This window comes from Chromatium okenii, from assembly GCF_002958735.1.
In the GTDB taxonomy this organism is placed as follows: Bacteria; Pseudomonadota; Gammaproteobacteria; order Chromatiales; family Chromatiaceae; genus Chromatium; species Chromatium okenii_A.
Map to the genome: position 1 here is coordinate 169,352 of NZ_PPGH01000018.1, position 16,999 is coordinate 186,350.

Here is a 16,999-nt window from a genome sequence, read left to right on the forward strand (position 1 = left end):
CTCGTGCGAGTGTCATTGCCGTTAGATACGCCCGGCTAATGCCAATGGTGGCAGTGATACCGATTGGTAGTGATCCTATTTATAGGGTAGATTTGCGAACTCTACCTATTTTCTGGTTGATAGCGTTGCATTATAGTGATGTATGAAATACCAAATTGCTCCGATATGGTTGGTAAGTTTTTTAGAAAATGATAGGGTTTTTCTCACTAATCGAGAGATGCGCTGCCGAAACGTACAGTTCAATCGCTCAATATGATTTGTTCGTCCGCTTTCTTTGCCAACAGCACGATGGCGTTTTGATGGAAATATCATTCCATAAGCTGCCCAAAAATCGGTATAACTTACTGCGCATTGGCGATAAATAGGAGGCAAAGAATTCCATAATCCACGTGCAGATTTTTCACTTCTATCTCCAATGTACGCGCCAACAATTTCACGTGTGCGAGTATCGATCGCCAACCAAAGCCATTGTTTATTCTTGAGTTTATGTACAAATGACCACATTTCATCACACTCAATCGTGAGTCGTCCCCTGCGTTTTTTACTCACTTCAACGTGACGTGGAATTGATTCGTATTTTTCATTGACATAGCGTTGCAACCAAGATTTTGAGACGCCAACGATTCGAGTAATAGCGGCTAAAGAAACCCGCTCTAAAAGTAAGCGATCAATCAAAGATTTCTTTTCATCAGAGATCTCGCCCTTAGCAGGGTTTAATACAAATTGCCGTCCACAGTCTTTACATCGGTACATTTGCTTATTGGTAGCATTAAAACCGTTTTTGACGAGAGATTGAGAGTGGCATTTAGGACAGTGCATAAAAATAACTCCAACTGAAGTACATAGCGGTATTTTAATTTTATCCTATAAATATGATCACTACCTAAACTATAAAGGTTATCAACAGAGTAACAAAACTGAAATTTTTTCTAATTTTTCAATTGCAGATTTTTTTGTAACTTACAGCTCTTTTTTTTCTAATATGCCGAAAAGAAAAGCAGGCGAAGATGATGGCGATTACACGACGGATTGGCTCGTTATTTCAAAGCAATATCGGGCTAAACAAGGATTTAAATGCGAGTTTTGTAGTGTCGATCTTTCTAATCACACAAGATTGCTTCATACACACCATAAAAATGGTGTAAAAACTGATAATCATTATTCTAATTTACAAGCACTTTGTATTGATTGCCATAAAAAACAACCTAGTCATGGGAAGATGTTTGTACGCCATGAAGATATGCAGTTGATTACGCGATTGCGTCAAGAACAGAAAAAAGATAACCAAGGTCTAGGTTGGGATAATATTTTTAATATGGCAGATACCGGTGTTCACGGTGTTCTACACTTGTGTCGCTCAAAAAAGAGACCTCCACCTATAGTGGGTTACGCGATTCAAGATGCAAATGGTATTGTTGTTGCGCAACTCGAACTTGCTTGGCCATCGACAAAATTTGGTGTCGCGATTTCTGTTAATGATCTTGAAATTGCACGCAGCAATGGCTGGAAAGCGTTTTCGATGATGGAAGCATTGGAGGCGCTAGATCGCCGTTAATGTTGCGGTAATACTACAACTCGCATTAAAAGAAATGTGAGATTAACCATCTTGATCGGAACAGTGCGAAATTCCAATAATCTGTTAGTGATAACCGGCATACGAAAACTCTCGCTTCCGCCACCTCTTCTCATCTGTATTCTTTAATTGATTCCAATCCACACCACGACACGATTAAACCGCATCATCAATACGGAATTTGTGGCGTGGAATCCATTCCGGCATGGTTCACATCACGCCAAACATCCGCTGCCCGCTACCCCGCGCTAAACTAGGACAAACCGATGCACCTCCCTGTTTTATTAGAAGAAAGTGTGACCGCGTTGGTGCACAACCCCGCCGGTTGTTATGTTGACGGCACCTTTGGGCGCGGCGGTCACAGCCGCGCAATTTTGGCGCAATTAAATGCAGCGGGACGTGTGCTCGCATTTGACCGCGATCCTGCAGCCATCGCTGCTGCACAAACGCTCGCTGCAACCGATTCTCGTTTCACCGCAATTCACAGTCCATTCAGTGCGTTATCTACGCATTTGTCGCAACCAGTGGACGGCGTTTTGCTTGATCTGGGTGTGTCATCGCCGCAACTGGACACTGCCGAGCGCGGATTCAGTTTTAGCGCAGACGGTCCGCTCGATATGCGCATGGATTCGAGCAGCGGCGAATCTGCTGCACAATGGCTGGCGCGAGCAACGCAGACGCAAATCATTGAAGTATTGCGGGATTTTGGTGAAGAACGCTTTGCCAAACGCATCGCCAACGCCATTATTGCAGCGCGTTTAGAACGTCCGTTGTCAACGACAGGACAATTGGCAGAATTGTCGCTCGCGCCGTGCCCACCCGCGAGCCGGGCAAACATCCAGCCACACGCACCTTTCAAGCACTGCGTATTCACATCAATGATGAATTAAATGAATTGCAGCAATGTTTAGATCAGAGTATTGCGCAATTAACTGCGGGCGGACGTTTAGTGGTGATTAGTTTTCATTCGCTGGAAGATCGCATTGTGAAACAGTTTATTCGTCGTGAAGCATTAGGTCCGGTATTCCCGAAAGGCTTACCAATTCAATACGCTGTAACGCAAGGACGGTTACGCGCTATAGGTAAACCTATTCGCCCTGCGCCAGCTGAACTTGCCACCAATCCTCGCGCCCGCAGCGCCATCATGCGTATTGCGGAGCGGTTGCCATGATGCGCAGCGGCTTTTGGTTGGTTGGAGTGCTGACGCTTGCGGTGATCGTCTCGGCGGTGGCGATGGTGTACATCAAATATGAAACTCGCTTACATTTCGGGCGGTTACAGGATTTACGCGCCCAGCGCGATGCCATTGACATTGAATGGAACCGCCTGCGTTTAGAAGAAGCTGCGTTGTCCACGCACGTTCGCGTTGAACGCAAAGCGCGTTATGAACTCAACATGTTTGCACCTCGCTTTAGCGACGTGCTTTTCATCGAGGATGGCAGTCATGGCCGATAAACCCAAACCGCGCCGCGTGCGCCCCGCACCTCCGCCTCCGCCAGCTAAACCCGATTTTCAACTGCGTCGCCGTTTACTTGTTGGCGTGTTATCGGGCGCTTTCGTGCTGCTGTGCGGCGCAGTGTTTTATCGGCAAGTGATTGAGACTGATTTTCTGCAAACGCAGGGCGAGCGGCGTTATCTGCGCATGGCGGAAATCCCAGCGCGGCGCGGCGTCATCATGGATCGCAACGGCGAACCGCTGGCAGTGAGTACGCCAGTTGAAACGGTGTGGACTGATCCGCGCAAACTGGTCACGCAGCCCGACGCGCTGCCGGATTTGGCGAAGGCGCTGGGACTGAATCCCGCTGAATTGCGCGAGAAAATCAACGCCAATCGAGAGCGCGGTTTTCTGTATCTCAAACGGCGCGTCAGTTTCGATGAAGCGCGAGAAGTGCGGCTGGCGATTGCGCAACATAAAATTGAAGGCGTTGATTTTGAAACGGAATATCGGCGCTTTTATCCGGGCGCAGAAGTTTTCAGTCATCTCATTGGTTTCACCAATATCGAAGATCGCGGGCAGGAAGGGCTGGAGCTGGCGTATGACACCCAGTTGAAAGCAGAGCCGGGGTTGCGGCAGGTGCTCCACGACGGACGCCAACGCATCGTCCAAGAAATCGAACAAATTCGTCCACCGCGTCAAGGTCAAGATTTGGTGCTCAGTTTGGATCGGCGGTTGCAGTTTCTGGCTTACCGCGAGCTGATGATCGCAGTGAAAAAAAATCAAGCCAAAGGTGGCACGTTGGTGGTGCTTGATGTGAACACCAGCGAAGTATTGGCGATGGTTAATCAGCCCGGCTACAACCCCAATGTGGAACACGAACGCGGCGGAAATGGCGGCAGTCGGCGCAATCGCGCTCTGACCGATGTGATGGAGCCCGGTTCAACAGCAAAACCTTTTGTCGTCGCAGCTGCGCTGGAACGTGGAATCATCACGCCGACCACGCGCTTTAACACCAGTGGTGGCGAGCTCAAAATCGGCAAAAACATCGTGCGCGATACGCACAACTACGGCAATCTCGATGTGACTGGAATCATTACGAAATCCAGCAATGTCGGCTCGGTCAAAATTGCGCAAAAAATGGATTACGCCGCGCTGTGGGATTTATACGACCGGCTAGGTTTTGGGCATTTAACCGGCGTGGGTTTTCCCGGTGAGAGTACTGGGCGACTGCGGCATCATTCACGTTGGCGACCGTTTGAACATGCAACCATGTCATTTGGTTACAGTTTTTCTGTTACTGCGCTGCAACTGGCGCAGGCTTACGGCGTGTTGGCTGCAGATGGGATGAAGCATCCCGTGACGCTGATTAAACGCGAACCAGGTAAAACCGCGATGAAACGAAAATCAGTGCGCGTACTCGGTGTCGATACCACACGCAAATTGCGGGCAATGATGGAAACGGTGGTGTCTGATCAAGGCACTGCGGTTAAAGCCAAAATTCCCGGTTATCGCGTCGGCGGTAAAACCGGCACAGCGAAAAAAGCCAGCGCACATGGTTATGGTGTCAAACGCTATCAATCTGTTTTTGCGGGATTTGCGCCAGCCGGTAAACCGCGTTTGGTGATGGTGGTGATGATCGACGAACCGGGCGGCAAGGATTATTACGGCGGTTTGGTGGCTGCGCCGGTGTTTCAAAAAGTGATGGAAGGAGCGTTACGCTTTTTCAACGTGCCGCCAGATGATCCGCAACCGTCGATGCTGCTGGCGCATCAAGGCGACGAAGAACCAGAGCTGAAAAAGGTGCCTTGAGTATTTCCTCATGTCGCATTTCATAGGCTCGATAACGTCTGCACAACTTGAAATTGATTGGCGAGCGCGGATTGAGGTGTGGCAATGAAGCCGGGCGATAAAATCAGACTGAAAGTAAACCCGGGGCGCGTAGGCATTCTCGGCAATGAAACTGATGGTCCACTACATCGCCCCCGTTTACTCGTGCATTTTTTCGATGGTGATGAGCAATTTATCCTGCAAGGAGCGCTGGAAAAGGTGGAACAAGAACCCGTTGGGGCTTACGCCATAATGAAAGCGGGTCGTTATGGTCGGATTGCTGATTTGCGTGGTGCGATTACTCATTACCGGTTGAGTGGACGACTAGCGAATTTAATTTATAGCCTCAACACCACTAACACCGAATTTTATGCCTATCAATTTAAACCAGTTTTGCAATTTCTGGAATCGCCCTGTAATGGACTTTTAATTGCTGATGAAGTGGGTCTCGGTAAAACCATTGAAGCAGGTTTAATTTGGACGGAATTGCGAGCGCGAGTCGATGCCCGCCGTTTGTTGGTGATCTGTCCGGCGATGTTGCAGGAAAAATGGCAGCAAGAATTGCTTGATCGTTTTGGTATTCAAGCGGAAATCGTGAATGCTCAAACATTGCTGAATAAACTGGAGTCGCTAAAACGTCAACCACAGCAACAATTCGCTTTAATTGCCAGTATGCAGGGCACACGCCCACCTCGAAACTGGAACCCCGACGATGCTACAGAACCTTCCCAAGCTCCCACTGCACAACTGGCACGTTTCCTTGCCACAGCTATGCTGGACGATGCTTTGCTTGATTTAGTGATCGTCGATGAAGCGCACTATCTGTGCAATGCGGAAACCTTGACGCATCGCTTCGTGCGTTTATTACGACCAGTTACTCACAACTTGGTTATGCTGACGGCAACTCCAATCCAATTGCGTAACCGCGATCTTTTCAATTTGCTTCACCTGCTCGATGAAGATGCTTTTCCTTATGAGAATTCATTTGAGCGCACCTTGCGTGCCAATGCGCCGGTAGTAGCGTTGCGTGACCGCATTTTGAATGGACAAGTTACCCAAGCAGATTTTATAGCGGCACTACAGGACGCGAGCCAACAACGCATCTTTGGCGATAATGAGCAGCTCAATTATTTACTCCAGCATCCGCCAAGCAATGAAGAATTGTTGTTACCACGCGGGCGAGCAGAAATCAGTGAGCAACTTGATCGAATCAATCCGTTAGCAAAAGTCATAACTCGCACTTTGAAGCGTGATGTGCAGGAAAATCGCGTGAAGCGCGATCCGGTAACGATTCGAGTAGACATGACACCAATTGAACGCGAGTTTTATCTTCAAGTGACTGAAGCCGTGCGTGATTTTTGTGCCCGCTTCACCGTCTCTGAAGGCTTTATGCTAACTATCCCGCAACGGCAGATGTCGAGTTGTTTGGCGGCAGCGTGTCAAGGCTGGATTGAAAAAGCAGGTGAACTAAATGATGACGAATTGGAAGAGATATTATTTGAATCGTTAAGCGATATGGACGAATCAACTAAACGACCGAATTTAGGACCACTTTTGGTCACGCTGGTTGGAATTGCACGGCGGGTTGGTGATTATCAAACACTTCATGCCGAGGACAGCAAATATGCAGGGTTGCTAGTGAATCTCACACGCTATTGGCAAGACTACCCCGGTGAAAAAATTATTCTCTTTTCCTTTTATCGTAATACCCTGCATTACCTTAAAAAAAGACTTAAAGATGATGGCATTGCTGCTGTAACGCTTCACGGCGGCATGGATAAACAAGCTGCATTACAACGTTTTAAGTCAGACAATGGATTAAATATCCTGCTTTCATCTGAAGTAGCAGCGGAGGGTGTAGACCTCCAATTCTCCAGCCTGCTTATTAACTACGATCTACCTTGGAATCCAGCACGTATTGAACAACGTATCGGTCGTATTGACCGTATCGGTCAAAAAGCGCCAAAAATTTTGATCTGGAATTTCATTTACAGCGAGACTATCGACGAACGGATTTATACACGCCTGCTGCAACGGTTAGATGTGTTTCGCCAAGCGTTGGGTAGCTTAGAAGCAATTCTCGGCGAAGAGATACACAAACTGACCTATGAGTTACTATCACACAAGCTAACGCCAGAACAAGAAAACGAACAGATTGAACAAGCGCGGCTAGTGATTGAAAACGTCAACCGATTACAGATACAACTTGAAGAAGAAGCCACCCAGCTCATTGCGCATGGCGATTTTATTCAGAATAAGGTACGCGCTGCCCGCGAGTTGGGGCGTTATGTACGAGGTGAAGACCTGCTGGCTTATGTGCGGGATTTTTTGGAGCGTGATTATCCGGGTACGCGCTTGCTGGAAGCGGATAACAATCCATTAGAACAAATACTTGAACTTTCAATTGATGCGCGTGTTGCTTTCAGTGAATTTCTGAATGCTCACCGTTTATCAGGAACGCGCATTCTCAACAGCTCTCCGCTTCGTTTACTTTTTGAAAATTGCTTTGGTCGAAATCCAGCGAACGTTGAGCGTATCAATCAGGATCACCCGTTAGTGCGTTTTGTAACTGAGCGTTTGCGACTCGCTGGTCATGGTTCGCTTTATTATCCAGTGTCGGCAGTAGAGTTATTCGGTAGTGTCATCGATCATTATGAATCTGGGGTTTATGTGTACGTCATTGTAAGATGGACGGTGTCGGGAGCGCGAGACATTGAACGCCTTGAATATCTGGTGCAGCGACTCGGTGATAATTCGATGTTTGACGGAGAACAAGCTGAATTTCTTGTGAATACCGCTGCACTGAAAGGAAAAGATTGGTTGGGGGCTATGACCAGCCTCAATCATATTCAAACTGCTGCAATATTAGACGAGTGTCGTGCCGAATTGGAACGCCGCTTTCATGCTTTTTACGCAGCACAATCACGCGAAAATCATGACCGAATTCATTTGATGGTTAATACCTTACAGCACCATCTCGACCAAAAACGCTGCGCACTCAATGAACGTATTCAAAACTGCCAGTTAGCTAATAACGAACGACAACGACGTATTATTCCGGCTTTACAAGGACAATTGAATAAGCTGCAACAAAAAATCGAGTTAAAAATTAAGGAACTACAGCTCAAAGAAAGTGTTACAGCGCATGACAGTATGGTGTCCGGTGGCGTTATTAGAGTGATTTAAATCTTTACACAAAAGGAAGTGAAATATGGTCGATTCAATACAGGACGCTATGCGTAAAGCATACGCTAATCGAGGTTTAGAGTTACCGACACAAAAAAACTCGAATGTTGCGTCAGCCAAACCACGCTCGAAACCCAAACCAAACGCCCTGCAGGTCGACAATTTGCCCAAGGATCAGATTAACCAACTCATGGTTAATGATCCGCCCAGCGAATTGTTGCCAACACAGAAAAACTTGAATGTTGCATTAGCTAAACCAACATCGAAACCCAATAACAAACCAAATGCTCCTCACCATCAAAACAAACAACCATTTCGTAAATCCAAGTCTAGTCGTTCTACTAATCAACCAATAAATCCTATACTGTCATCCAAAATACTGCAGGAACTGATTGATGTTCCAACCATTCAGTCACCTAAGCTAAGAGCAACGGCTTGTCCAGTATCGCAACCGACAACAGATGACTATCGTTTGAATATAACCCATGGAGCAAAACTAATATTTGCGGATGATCAACAGAAACAAACTTGTTTGCTCAATGCTAATTTTATTCAAGGTCATGCCACTCAATGTCATGGCGCAATAAATGATGAGCGCGAAATCGTGTTGGGTTTGGATTTTGGTACTTCCAGCATGAAAGTTGTGATTGGCGACTCTACTTTAGGAATAGCATTTGCGGTTCCATTCACTGCAGAAAATGGTATTAAGCGTTATCTTCTCCCGTCTCATGTTTATGAAACTAAAGGCGTTTTCTCGCTGCAACAAGGGGAGCAAGATTATCGTGATCTCAAACTATCCTTGATTGCCAATCCAACAAACTTAATACTGCAGAAAAATGTCATCGCTTTTCTCGCCTTTGTCATCCGCTATACACGCTCTTGGTTGTTCCATGAACATGCAGATAAATACTGCAACACGCGCATTTTTTGGAAGCTAAAAATTGGTCTTCCGGTTGCGCATCATCTCGATCAATCACTCTCAAAAGTTTTTTCTCAGAGTGGTTTGATTGCTTGGCTTGTAGCGAATACACAAGGAGAAATCACAACTGCTGTTATTGATTCCGCCAGAGTACTTTGTAATGTGCCAACCAAAGAAGATATTGAAATTGAAGTAGTGCCTGAAATTGCTGCGCAGATTTATGGCTTCGTTAAATCCAACCAATTCGACAAACGCGCCTTGAATCTTTACCTGATGGTGGATGTTGGTGCCGGCACAGTAGATTCATCACTTTTTCAAGTCAGGTCTGCAAAAGCTGGACGCTGTGACTTTGAATTTTTTACGTCAGTTGTTGAGCCTCTCGGCGTTATGAATCTGCATCGCTATCGTGTCAAGTGGTGGCAGACCGCTTTACAAAAAAATGGCGATATTAGATTTTTCCAGTCATTGGAAAAACTAAAATTTCAAACTGACCGCGAGGTCGCAATTCCTGATTACTATTCGGATTATTTTAAGGGAATCAGCGTTGGGTTTGCTGATGATAAGCAAACACCAGATAATATTTTTTTCGGAAAAGTTCGTGAGCAGGTAAAAGGAAAAACTTACTGGAAAACTTGGAAGAGCCGGCTTCTAAAGCAGGCAGAATTGCAGGGAATTCCTGTATTCTACTGTGGCGGTGGAATGCGTATGCCTTTCTATCAACGTCTACATGACCAATTACATTCGGATCCCAGCTGTAGTTGGCTCAGTGCAATTCCTCACCGAATTGAATGTCCCAAGAGGCTCAACGCACCGGGTCTTCAGCGTGAAGACTTTGATCGTCTAACTGTGGCATACGGATTAAGTTTTTTAGAAGTCGGGAAAATAACCAAAGCAATTCCACAACCAAATCAAATTGATTACCCTGTAAGTAACTGGCAGGAAAATTATATCAACAAGGATCAATGCTGAATATCTGTTGTTAATTTATTACGGCGTGTTAATTTCAAATCAATTATAGCAATGCTTTAATTTTATCCTATTGACAGGACATCAAAAAATTAAGCACAGTCTGGTTTTATTTATCTGCCTAATCATTACTGGTTGCGCAGCAGGAATGACACGATTGTATTCAGAAACTGGCTGCATTCTTCATTACACAATGTTTCGCGCTGCAATTGCTGCAACAGATGAATGGGTAGTGATTGGTCACGGCTTTTTGCGTAATCAAACCCGAATGCACGGACTGGCGCAAGCAATTGCCGCCGCCGGAATGAATGCAGTCACTGTGGATTTTTGCAATATGCGCCTGTGGAATGGTGCGCATCGCCGTAATGCGCAGGATTTAATTGCAGTGGCAACGGCGCTTAAAGCGCAGCGAGTGATTTACGCGGGATTTTCTGCGGGGGCGCTGGCAGCGTTAATTGCGGGTGCGAGCGATGCACATACGGTCGGAGTAGTGACATTGGATTTGGTGGATGCCGAGCATCTCGGTGTGTCCGCAGCGCGTGATTTTAAGCAGCCATTCATTGGTTTAGTCGGTGATCCCTCACCGTGCAATGCACAAAATAATGGTCTGTCAGTATTTACTGCGAATCCATTCGCTCGCGTGATTCACATTGACGGAGCCAGCCATTGTGATTTTGAAATGCCAACAGATTTGCGATGTCGATGGTTATGCGAAAAGCGCACATCGCCGAATGAACAACGGCGCGAGCAAATTATTCAGACAACCACGGCGTTAATCCATTCGCTGATGTTTCACGTCCCACCAAACTGATTGGGTCTTGATGAATAGTGATGTCAAGATCGGAATAAATTGCTCGCAACCGTTCTTCCACTTCATCTGCGATTTCATGGGCAGACAGCAGCGGCAATTGATCATCCAATTCCAAATGCAATTGAATAATCAGGGTTTGCCCCGATTGGCGAGTACGCAAATCATGGACACCGTGCACCTGCGGAACTGAACGTACAGTGGCGACGATGTGCTGACGTTCTTCGGCAGGGATTTCGTGATCCATTAACAATTGCACTGCTTCAAGACCAATTTGCGCGGCGCTATACAAAATATAACCGCCAATTGCCAAACCAAATAACGGGTCAAATCCCGACCAACCGGCATTTGCCAGCACCAGCGCCACTAATGTTGCAGCGTTGGTAATTAAATCAGTGGCGTAATGCAGCGCATCGGCGCGAATGGCTGGCGAATTGGTGCGGCGAATGACGTAATGCTGAATTGCTAATAACAGCAAGGTTGCTACCATCGCTAATCCGATGACAATTAAACCAATACCGATTTCTGCTACTGGGCGCGGATGTACCAGTCGATCTAAGGCTTGTAAACCCAGAAATAATGCCGATCCTGCAATGAACATCGCTTGACCGAGTGCCGCCAGCGCCTGCGCCTTACCGTGACCAAAACGGTGCTCTGCATCTGGCGGCAATAATGACCAACGCACCGCAAATAAGTTAATTAACGAGGCGGCAACATCCATTGCGGAATCGACCAGTGACGCCAATACGCTCACTGAACCAGTGAATAGCCAAGCAATTAACTTTGCCACAATTAACAGGCTTGCAGTTGCGACTGACGCATAGGTTGCTAATCGCAGCAGGTTCCCAGTTTCAATAGAAGATTGCTTGGCAGTAGATTTGGATGCAGTGTTCACAATGGCGTCACCAGTTCAAGCGGTTACAAAATAGTTTATTGATTAACGTGGCATTGATTGACGATGTTGCATTTGCGCAGCAGCGAATTCTTGCGGATCAACGCGCCCATCACCATTGCGATCAAGTTCGGCAAAAGTGGGTGCATTGGCGAGACCGCGCATTTGATAGCCCTGTTCAGAACGTTCTTTAATACGATTGGCGCGTGCTTCATAAAATTCCTTTTCCGTTAAGCTGCCATCACCATTAAGATCAAAGTCAGCAAAACTCGGCATATTGCGTCCCATACCGCGCCCCATGCCCATGCCGGGGCGATTCTGCACTGGGATTTGATGCGCAGCCGCAAATTCATCAGGAGATAAATGACCGTCGCCGTTTTTATCCACCTCAGCAAACGCAGGTGGCTGCGCTGCGCCGCGCATCGCCGTTCCCGCAGCTTGGTGCGCGTTGAGATGTGCGTTGTATTCCGGCTCGGTCAAATCCGCCGCAGGTGCGCCGCTGGCTGGCATTCCGCCACGTCCCCGCATCTGCGCAAGTGCCGCAAATTCATCAGGTTGCAGAAGACCATCACCATTGGTATCAAAGTCCGCAAAATTGGGTGGATTCGCTGCGCCGCGCATCGGCATTCCTGCGGCAGCGCGTTCAGTCATGTGCTGCTGGTGCGTGGCGGCAAATTCCGCTGGTGTAATCGCGCCATCGCCGTTTTGATCGAAAACCGCAAATGGCGGTGGTCCAAACATTGGCGGTTGCGCTAATACGGGCGCAGTCGCGCAAATGGTGGCGATCGCAAAACTACGCGCAAACATTCGAGTTGTCGTATTCATGGTTGAATTCCTTAATGAATAAAAAGTGACGCAGTTAAAAATACAAACCGCTAATTTTTAATCACGCATCGTAAATTAACTGCGTCGCGCCTAAACGGTTTAATCGAGAAATGAACAGCAATAATCAGTCAGTTGTAAAACTCGCACACTGAATCGTGCTTCAGCGGGCACTTCAAATGATTCTCCGCTGCAAATCCGTTGCCATTGATCCGAATCGGGAAGCAGTACATCCAATTCACCACTCATAATTTCCATTTTTTCTGGTGCTTGAGTGGTGAATTCAAAATCGCCAGGCTGCATGATGCCAAGTGTTTTCGTCGATCCATTCGGGAAACTCAGGGTACGACTAGAAACCTTGCCATCAAAATAAAGATTAGCGCGTTTGGTCACGTTGACGTTGCTGAATTCGGACATGAAATTTCTCTAAGCTGTTGACTTTGAAGAAGCAGCGTGTTTCATGCTGCAATTGCGTCCAGTTCAGACGTGAACTGAGATTAGCAGATTCTAGCGATATGCTTCACTAACGCTACAGCGCCTTGACTCAAGTCAAGGCTGAATCGCGCCGCTGCGTTCACACTAAATCACGGTTGTATCATTTATTTGAGGTCACTATGTATTGCAATCAATGTGAACAAACCTTTCATCAAACTGCCTGCGTTAATTCGCCCGGCGTTTGCGGTAAAAATGCTGATGTTCAATCGCTGCAAGAAACCTTGTTATTTGGTTTAAAGGGAATGGCAGCCTATGCGCATCATGCGCGACGTTTAGGCAAGTTTGATGAACAAGTCAGTGCGTTTATTGAAGAAGCGTTATTCGCTACCATGACCAATGTCAATTTCGACGTTGAAACCCTGCTTGAATTATGTCTTGAATGCGGAAGAATGAATTTGCGAGTCATGGAATTACTCGACGCAGGGCATATTGAACATTTTGGCAAGCCAGCACCGATTACCGTAAAAGAAGGTACACAAGCAGGTCACGGAATTCTAGTTTCTGGTCACGATTTACTGGATTTATGGAATCTATTAGAACAGGTTGCGGGAACTGACATTAAAGTGTATACGCATGGCGAAATGCTGCCAGCGCACATGTATACAAAGTTCCAACAACATCCCAATCTTGTTGGTCATTATGGCGGCGCATGGCAGAATCAAAAAAAGGAATTCGCCGCGTTTCCAGGACCAGTGGTTGTGACGACCAATTGCGTATTGATTCCGCCAGAAAGTTATCAAGGACGGCTGTATACGATGCGCACCGTTGCAGTGCCTGGTGGACAACGATTGGATGAAGATTTCGCACCCGTGATTGCCGAAGCATTGCGTTGTGCACCCTGTGAAGACTGTATTACTGGTCAATCAATTGTTGGTTTTCATCGCACAGTATTACTTGATCATGCGCAAGTGATTGTTGATGCAGTAAAAGCAGGAAAAATCAGCCGCTTCTTTGTCATTGGCGGCTGTGACGGCGCAGAAAAAGGTCGTAACTATTTCACCGATTATGCGCAAAATACTCCGCCAGATTCATTCATTTTAACGTTGGGCTGTGGCAAATTCCGTATTCGTGATTACGATTACGGTGAACACCTCGGTCTGCCACGTTTAATGGATATGGGGCAATGTAATGATGCCTATGGCGCAATTGCCGTTGCAGTGGCTTTAGCCAAGGCTTTTGACTGCGGAGTCAATGATTTACCATTAACGCTGGTGATTAGTTGGTTTGAACAAAAGGCAGTGGCAGTGTTGTTAACGCTACTGAGTCTCGGCGTGAAAGGAATTACCCTCGGCCCTAATCCGCCAGCATTTGTGACGCCGAACGTGTTTGCGATTCTGCAACAGCGTTTTGATTTACGGCTGACCGGCAATGATGCGCTGGGTGATTTACAACGTGCTTTAGCCGCTTAATCGTTAATGGTCTATTGTTTGAAATGAAAATCCCCCAGTAACGGGGGATTTTTAATTTAAACCTTGGCGATTTATTCGTCTTCAGTCAAACGTTTATACAGCGAACTCGGCGATAAAAAAGTAAATTCATAACGAGCGAAAGAAATAATGTCGCCATCGCGGATTTGTTGCAGTTTATTGCCAATACGCGCTCCATTGATTAAAGTGCCATTGGTCGAATCACAATCACGAATTGCAAAACTGCCTTGCTTAATTTCCAATATGGCATGGCGTTTAGAAATGGCGATGTCGGGAATAATTAAATCATTGCCGTTAATGCGTCCGACAGTAAAGATATTCTGTGCCTGATGTGTTCCCTCTTCTTTCACCAGCGGATAAATCGCATGTTTTAATGCTTCGGACAATGCGGTTGTATCTTCTTCATTGACATCGCTTTGAAAAATGAACGTTTGATTGACCTCTTGATTTTTCAAATTACGCCGCAGTGCCAATTCACCAGCTTGAATAGATGATCCCGCGAGAACTGGATGCTGAAGAAAACGCACGAAATCGGTTTGACTACAGTTTGTTGCTAAACTCTCCAAAATTTGTAAATTAACCCGACCGGATGAATTCATTAGCACACTGAGTTGACCGTGTTTTAGGAGTTCATTCTCTGGCGCAGTTTCTGTTGCATCATCATCTGCTTTTTTCTTTCCGAACTTAAAGAACATTAGTTTTCTCCGCGATTGCAAGTAAAAGGCTCAGAACGCACTAAGATAGATTGGGTAATTTGTAGGTGATTTTTTCATCGCTTGAAATGCTAATATAACCTGCTTTTAACAGCCCTTCAAAAACTTGTTCTGGACGGATTAACGGATAACTTTTAGTGATTGATTCCAGTGTATTGAGCAGCGTTTTTTTAGTGCTGGGTTTGGCCAGCTTTTGTTTAACCAACCAATTAACCGCGATTTTAATCATATCAGTTAGCGATGGAGTGACAGGAACGACCGCAACCACGGGTTTTTCTGCCTGCTTAAAGCACGACATTTCTTCAACGGATGCTGCGCGAAAAACATTGATCTTTTTTGCTCTCAAATGTTTAATTAACGGATCAAAACCGGTATCTTTTGAAATGATATGAAAAAACGCTGAAGGATCAGTCGTTATGGCAATCCCAAGATAATAAGCAATATGAAAATCCAGCGCATTTGCGCCGGGTGTTTCCAATACAATATATTCTGCACGTTCTTTCATTTTCTGCACAGCAAGTACTATTTCGATTGGCAATTTTGTGTTGTTGGGACCTAAAAAAATGCGCACATTAAATTGTTCACTTTCCAAACGTTCAAGCGATTTTAGTGGGACGTTTTCATAGTCCACAAACACATAATTTGTTTTCATTCATAAATTTCCATTAACATGATGAGATGTTTAGGTGTGACGCAGTTGTCAGTAAAAAATCATGATTGCTGACAGTCATTTTTAATTGCGTCATTGCCAGTATTATTAATGTAAATTCTTTAATAATTAGTTTGATCGCAAATCTAGCCCAGCAAACGCTAGTCTCACCGTGACTCACGCGCTACTATTATGATTCCTTTTCTGCATTTCAGAGCGATCCGCGTATGTCAAAATCATTTCTCATGCTCGTCACGGTTGCGGTAGTGATTGCCTCAACCAGTGCGTTTGCGGTCACCGATCAGGAGTTACGCGCTAAAGCGACTGCTGCCGGTTTACAAGCGTTGCCATCCGCACCGCCCGCGCCAGCAAATAATCCCATGAATCCCGAAAAAATTGCGCTGGGAAAAAAACTGTTTTTTGATCCACGTTTATCGGCTAGTGGTGTGATCAGCTGCAACACCTGTCACAACATCGGCACTGGTGGCGATGATAATTTGCCAACTTCAATTGGTCACGGCTGGCAGCGCGGTCCGCGTAATTCGCCAACGGTATTTAATGCTGTGTTTAATAAAGCGCAATTCTGGGATGGTCGCGCCGAGGATTTAAAAGCGCAGGCAAAAGGTCCGGTGCAGGCTGGCGTGGAAATGAATAATAAGCCGGAACAGGTCGTCGCTACATTAAAAAGTATGCCTGAATATGTGCAACGCTTTGGACGTGCTTTCCCGAATGAAACTGATCCAGTGACTTTCGACAATACGGCGAAAGCGATTGAAGCCTTTGAAGTGACATTGACCACTCCTTCTGCGCCTTTTGACCGGTTTATGAACGGCAATAATAAGGCTATGAATGCCGAGCAAAAAGAAGGTTTGGAGCTATTTATTCAACGCGGCTGCGCGTCTTGTCATAACGGCGTTAATATCGGTGGTCAAGCGTATTTCCCCTTTGGTTTAATTAAACGTCCTGACGCGGATATTTTGCCACCAACGGATAAAGGGCGTTTTCAAGTGACCAAAGCGCCAGCCGATGAATACGTTTTCCGCGCTGGACCATTGCGCAATATCGCTTTAACTGCGCCTTATTTTCATTCCGGTCAAGTTTGGGATTTAAAACAAGCGGTCGCAATAATGGGCACAGCACAACTTGGCGTGGCAATTGATGATGCAGAAGCTGGCAAAATCGCCACCTTTTTAGGTTCTTTAACCGGCAAATTGACCAACATCAGTTATCCAATGTTGCCAGTAGAAACTGCAACGACACCACGTCCGCAATTCTGAGTAATTC

At 46.1% G+C, this 16,999-nt stretch carries 14 protein-coding genes and 1 pseudogene; 9 read left to right on the top strand and 6 right to left on the bottom strand.

From position 1 onward, the window contains the following. Positions 1–105 precede the first annotated feature (105 nt). On the bottom strand, positions 106–819 hold the full coding sequence (locus tag CXB77_RS03845; protein ID WP_105072852.1) for an IS1 family transposase: 714 nt from the start codon (positions 817–819) through the stop codon (positions 106–108). Between the two features lie 163 nt (positions 820–982). Here CXB77_RS03845 and CXB77_RS19030 point away from each other — a divergent pair, with 163 nt between their 5' ends. The 7 genes and pseudogenes from CXB77_RS19030 to CXB77_RS03880 all read left to right on the top strand — a co-directional run bounded on the left by CXB77_RS19030 (position 983) and on the right by CXB77_RS03880 (position 10,720). Beyond that, entirely contained in the window at positions 983–1,555 is a 573-nt protein-coding gene (locus CXB77_RS19030; RefSeq protein WP_146108672.1) for an HNH endonuclease, read from the top strand. Between the two features lie 284 nt (positions 1,556–1,839). Continuing rightward, a pseudogene (gene rsmH, locus CXB77_RS03855) lies at positions 1,840–2,744 on the top strand (16S rRNA (cytosine(1402)-N(4))-methyltransferase RsmH). After that, positions 2,741–3,028 (top strand): cell division protein FtsL, encoded by a 288-nt coding sequence (ftsL, locus tag CXB77_RS03860; protein ID WP_105072854.1) that lies wholly within the window; start codon positions 2,741–2,743, stop codon positions 3,026–3,028. Before rsmH ends, ftsL begins: the two are co-directional and overlap by 4 nt. Next, positions 3,018–4,820: a peptidoglycan D,D-transpeptidase FtsI family protein gene (locus tag CXB77_RS03865; RefSeq protein WP_105072962.1), complete on the top strand. Its 1,803-nt coding sequence runs from the start codon at positions 3,018–3,020 to the stop codon at positions 4,818–4,820. The genes ftsL and CXB77_RS03865 overlap by 11 nt, the downstream gene beginning before the upstream one ends. An 84-nt stretch (positions 4,821–4,904) precedes the next feature. Then, positions 4,905–8,024, top strand: coding sequence for an SNF2-related protein (locus CXB77_RS03870; protein ID WP_105072855.1), 3,120 nt, complete (start codon positions 4,905–4,907; stop codon positions 8,022–8,024). Positions 8,025–8,049: 25 nt separating this feature from the next. Next, positions 8,050–9,912 carry a hypothetical protein gene (locus tag CXB77_RS03875; protein ID WP_146108673.1) on the top strand — a complete coding sequence of 621 codons (1,863 nt, stop codon included), beginning with the start codon at positions 8,050–8,052 and terminating at the stop codon, positions 9,910–9,912. Between the two features lie 145 nt (positions 9,913–10,057). After that, positions 10,058–10,720 carry an alpha/beta hydrolase gene (locus CXB77_RS03880; protein WP_146108674.1) on the top strand — a complete coding sequence of 221 codons (663 nt, stop codon included), beginning with the start codon at positions 10,058–10,060 and terminating at the stop codon, positions 10,718–10,720. On the opposite strand, the gene CXB77_RS03885 is transcribed toward CXB77_RS03880, so the two are convergent. From CXB77_RS03885 to CXB77_RS03895, 3 genes are all read right to left on the bottom strand, one after another. Beyond that, the gene (locus CXB77_RS03885; RefSeq protein ID WP_347338045.1) at positions 10,662–11,612 is read right to left on the bottom strand and encodes a cation diffusion facilitator family transporter; all 951 of its coding nucleotides are present in this window, start codon (positions 11,610–11,612) and stop codon (positions 10,662–10,664) included. The genes CXB77_RS03880 and CXB77_RS03885 overlap by 59 nt on opposite strands. 42 nt (positions 11,613–11,654) lie before the next feature. Further along, positions 11,655–12,434: an EF-hand domain-containing protein gene (locus CXB77_RS03890; RefSeq protein ID WP_105072858.1), complete on the bottom strand. Its 780-nt coding sequence runs from the start codon at positions 12,432–12,434 to the stop codon at positions 11,655–11,657. Positions 12,435–12,533: 99 nt separating this feature from the next. Continuing rightward, a complete protein-coding gene (locus CXB77_RS03895; protein WP_105072859.1) occupies positions 12,534–12,848 on the bottom strand; it encodes a pyrimidine/purine nucleoside phosphorylase in 315 nt (104 codons plus the stop codon). 197 nt (positions 12,849–13,045) lie between these two features. Between CXB77_RS03895 and hcp the strand changes: the two genes are divergently transcribed. Continuing rightward, positions 13,046–14,335, top strand: coding sequence for a hydroxylamine reductase (gene hcp / locus CXB77_RS03900; RefSeq protein WP_105072860.1), 1,290 nt, complete (start codon positions 13,046–13,048; stop codon positions 14,333–14,335). A gap of 71 nt (positions 14,336–14,406) precedes the next feature. Here hcp and CXB77_RS03905 read toward each other — a convergent pair whose 3' ends face one another. Beyond that, a complete protein-coding gene (locus tag CXB77_RS03905) occupies positions 14,407–15,048 on the bottom strand; it encodes an FHA domain-containing protein (protein ID WP_105072861.1) in 642 nt (213 codons plus the stop codon). A gap of 40 nt (positions 15,049–15,088) precedes the next feature. Next, positions 15,089–15,718, bottom strand: coding sequence for a PIN domain-containing protein (locus CXB77_RS03910; RefSeq protein WP_105072862.1), 630 nt, complete (start codon positions 15,716–15,718; stop codon positions 15,089–15,091). Between the two features lie 224 nt (positions 15,719–15,942). Here CXB77_RS03910 and CXB77_RS03915 point away from each other — a divergent pair, with 224 nt between their 5' ends. Then, positions 15,943–16,992, top strand: a complete 1,050-nt coding sequence (locus CXB77_RS03915) for a cytochrome-c peroxidase (RefSeq protein WP_105072863.1) — start codon at positions 15,943–15,945, stop codon at positions 16,990–16,992. Positions 16,993–16,999: the final 7 nt, after the last annotated feature.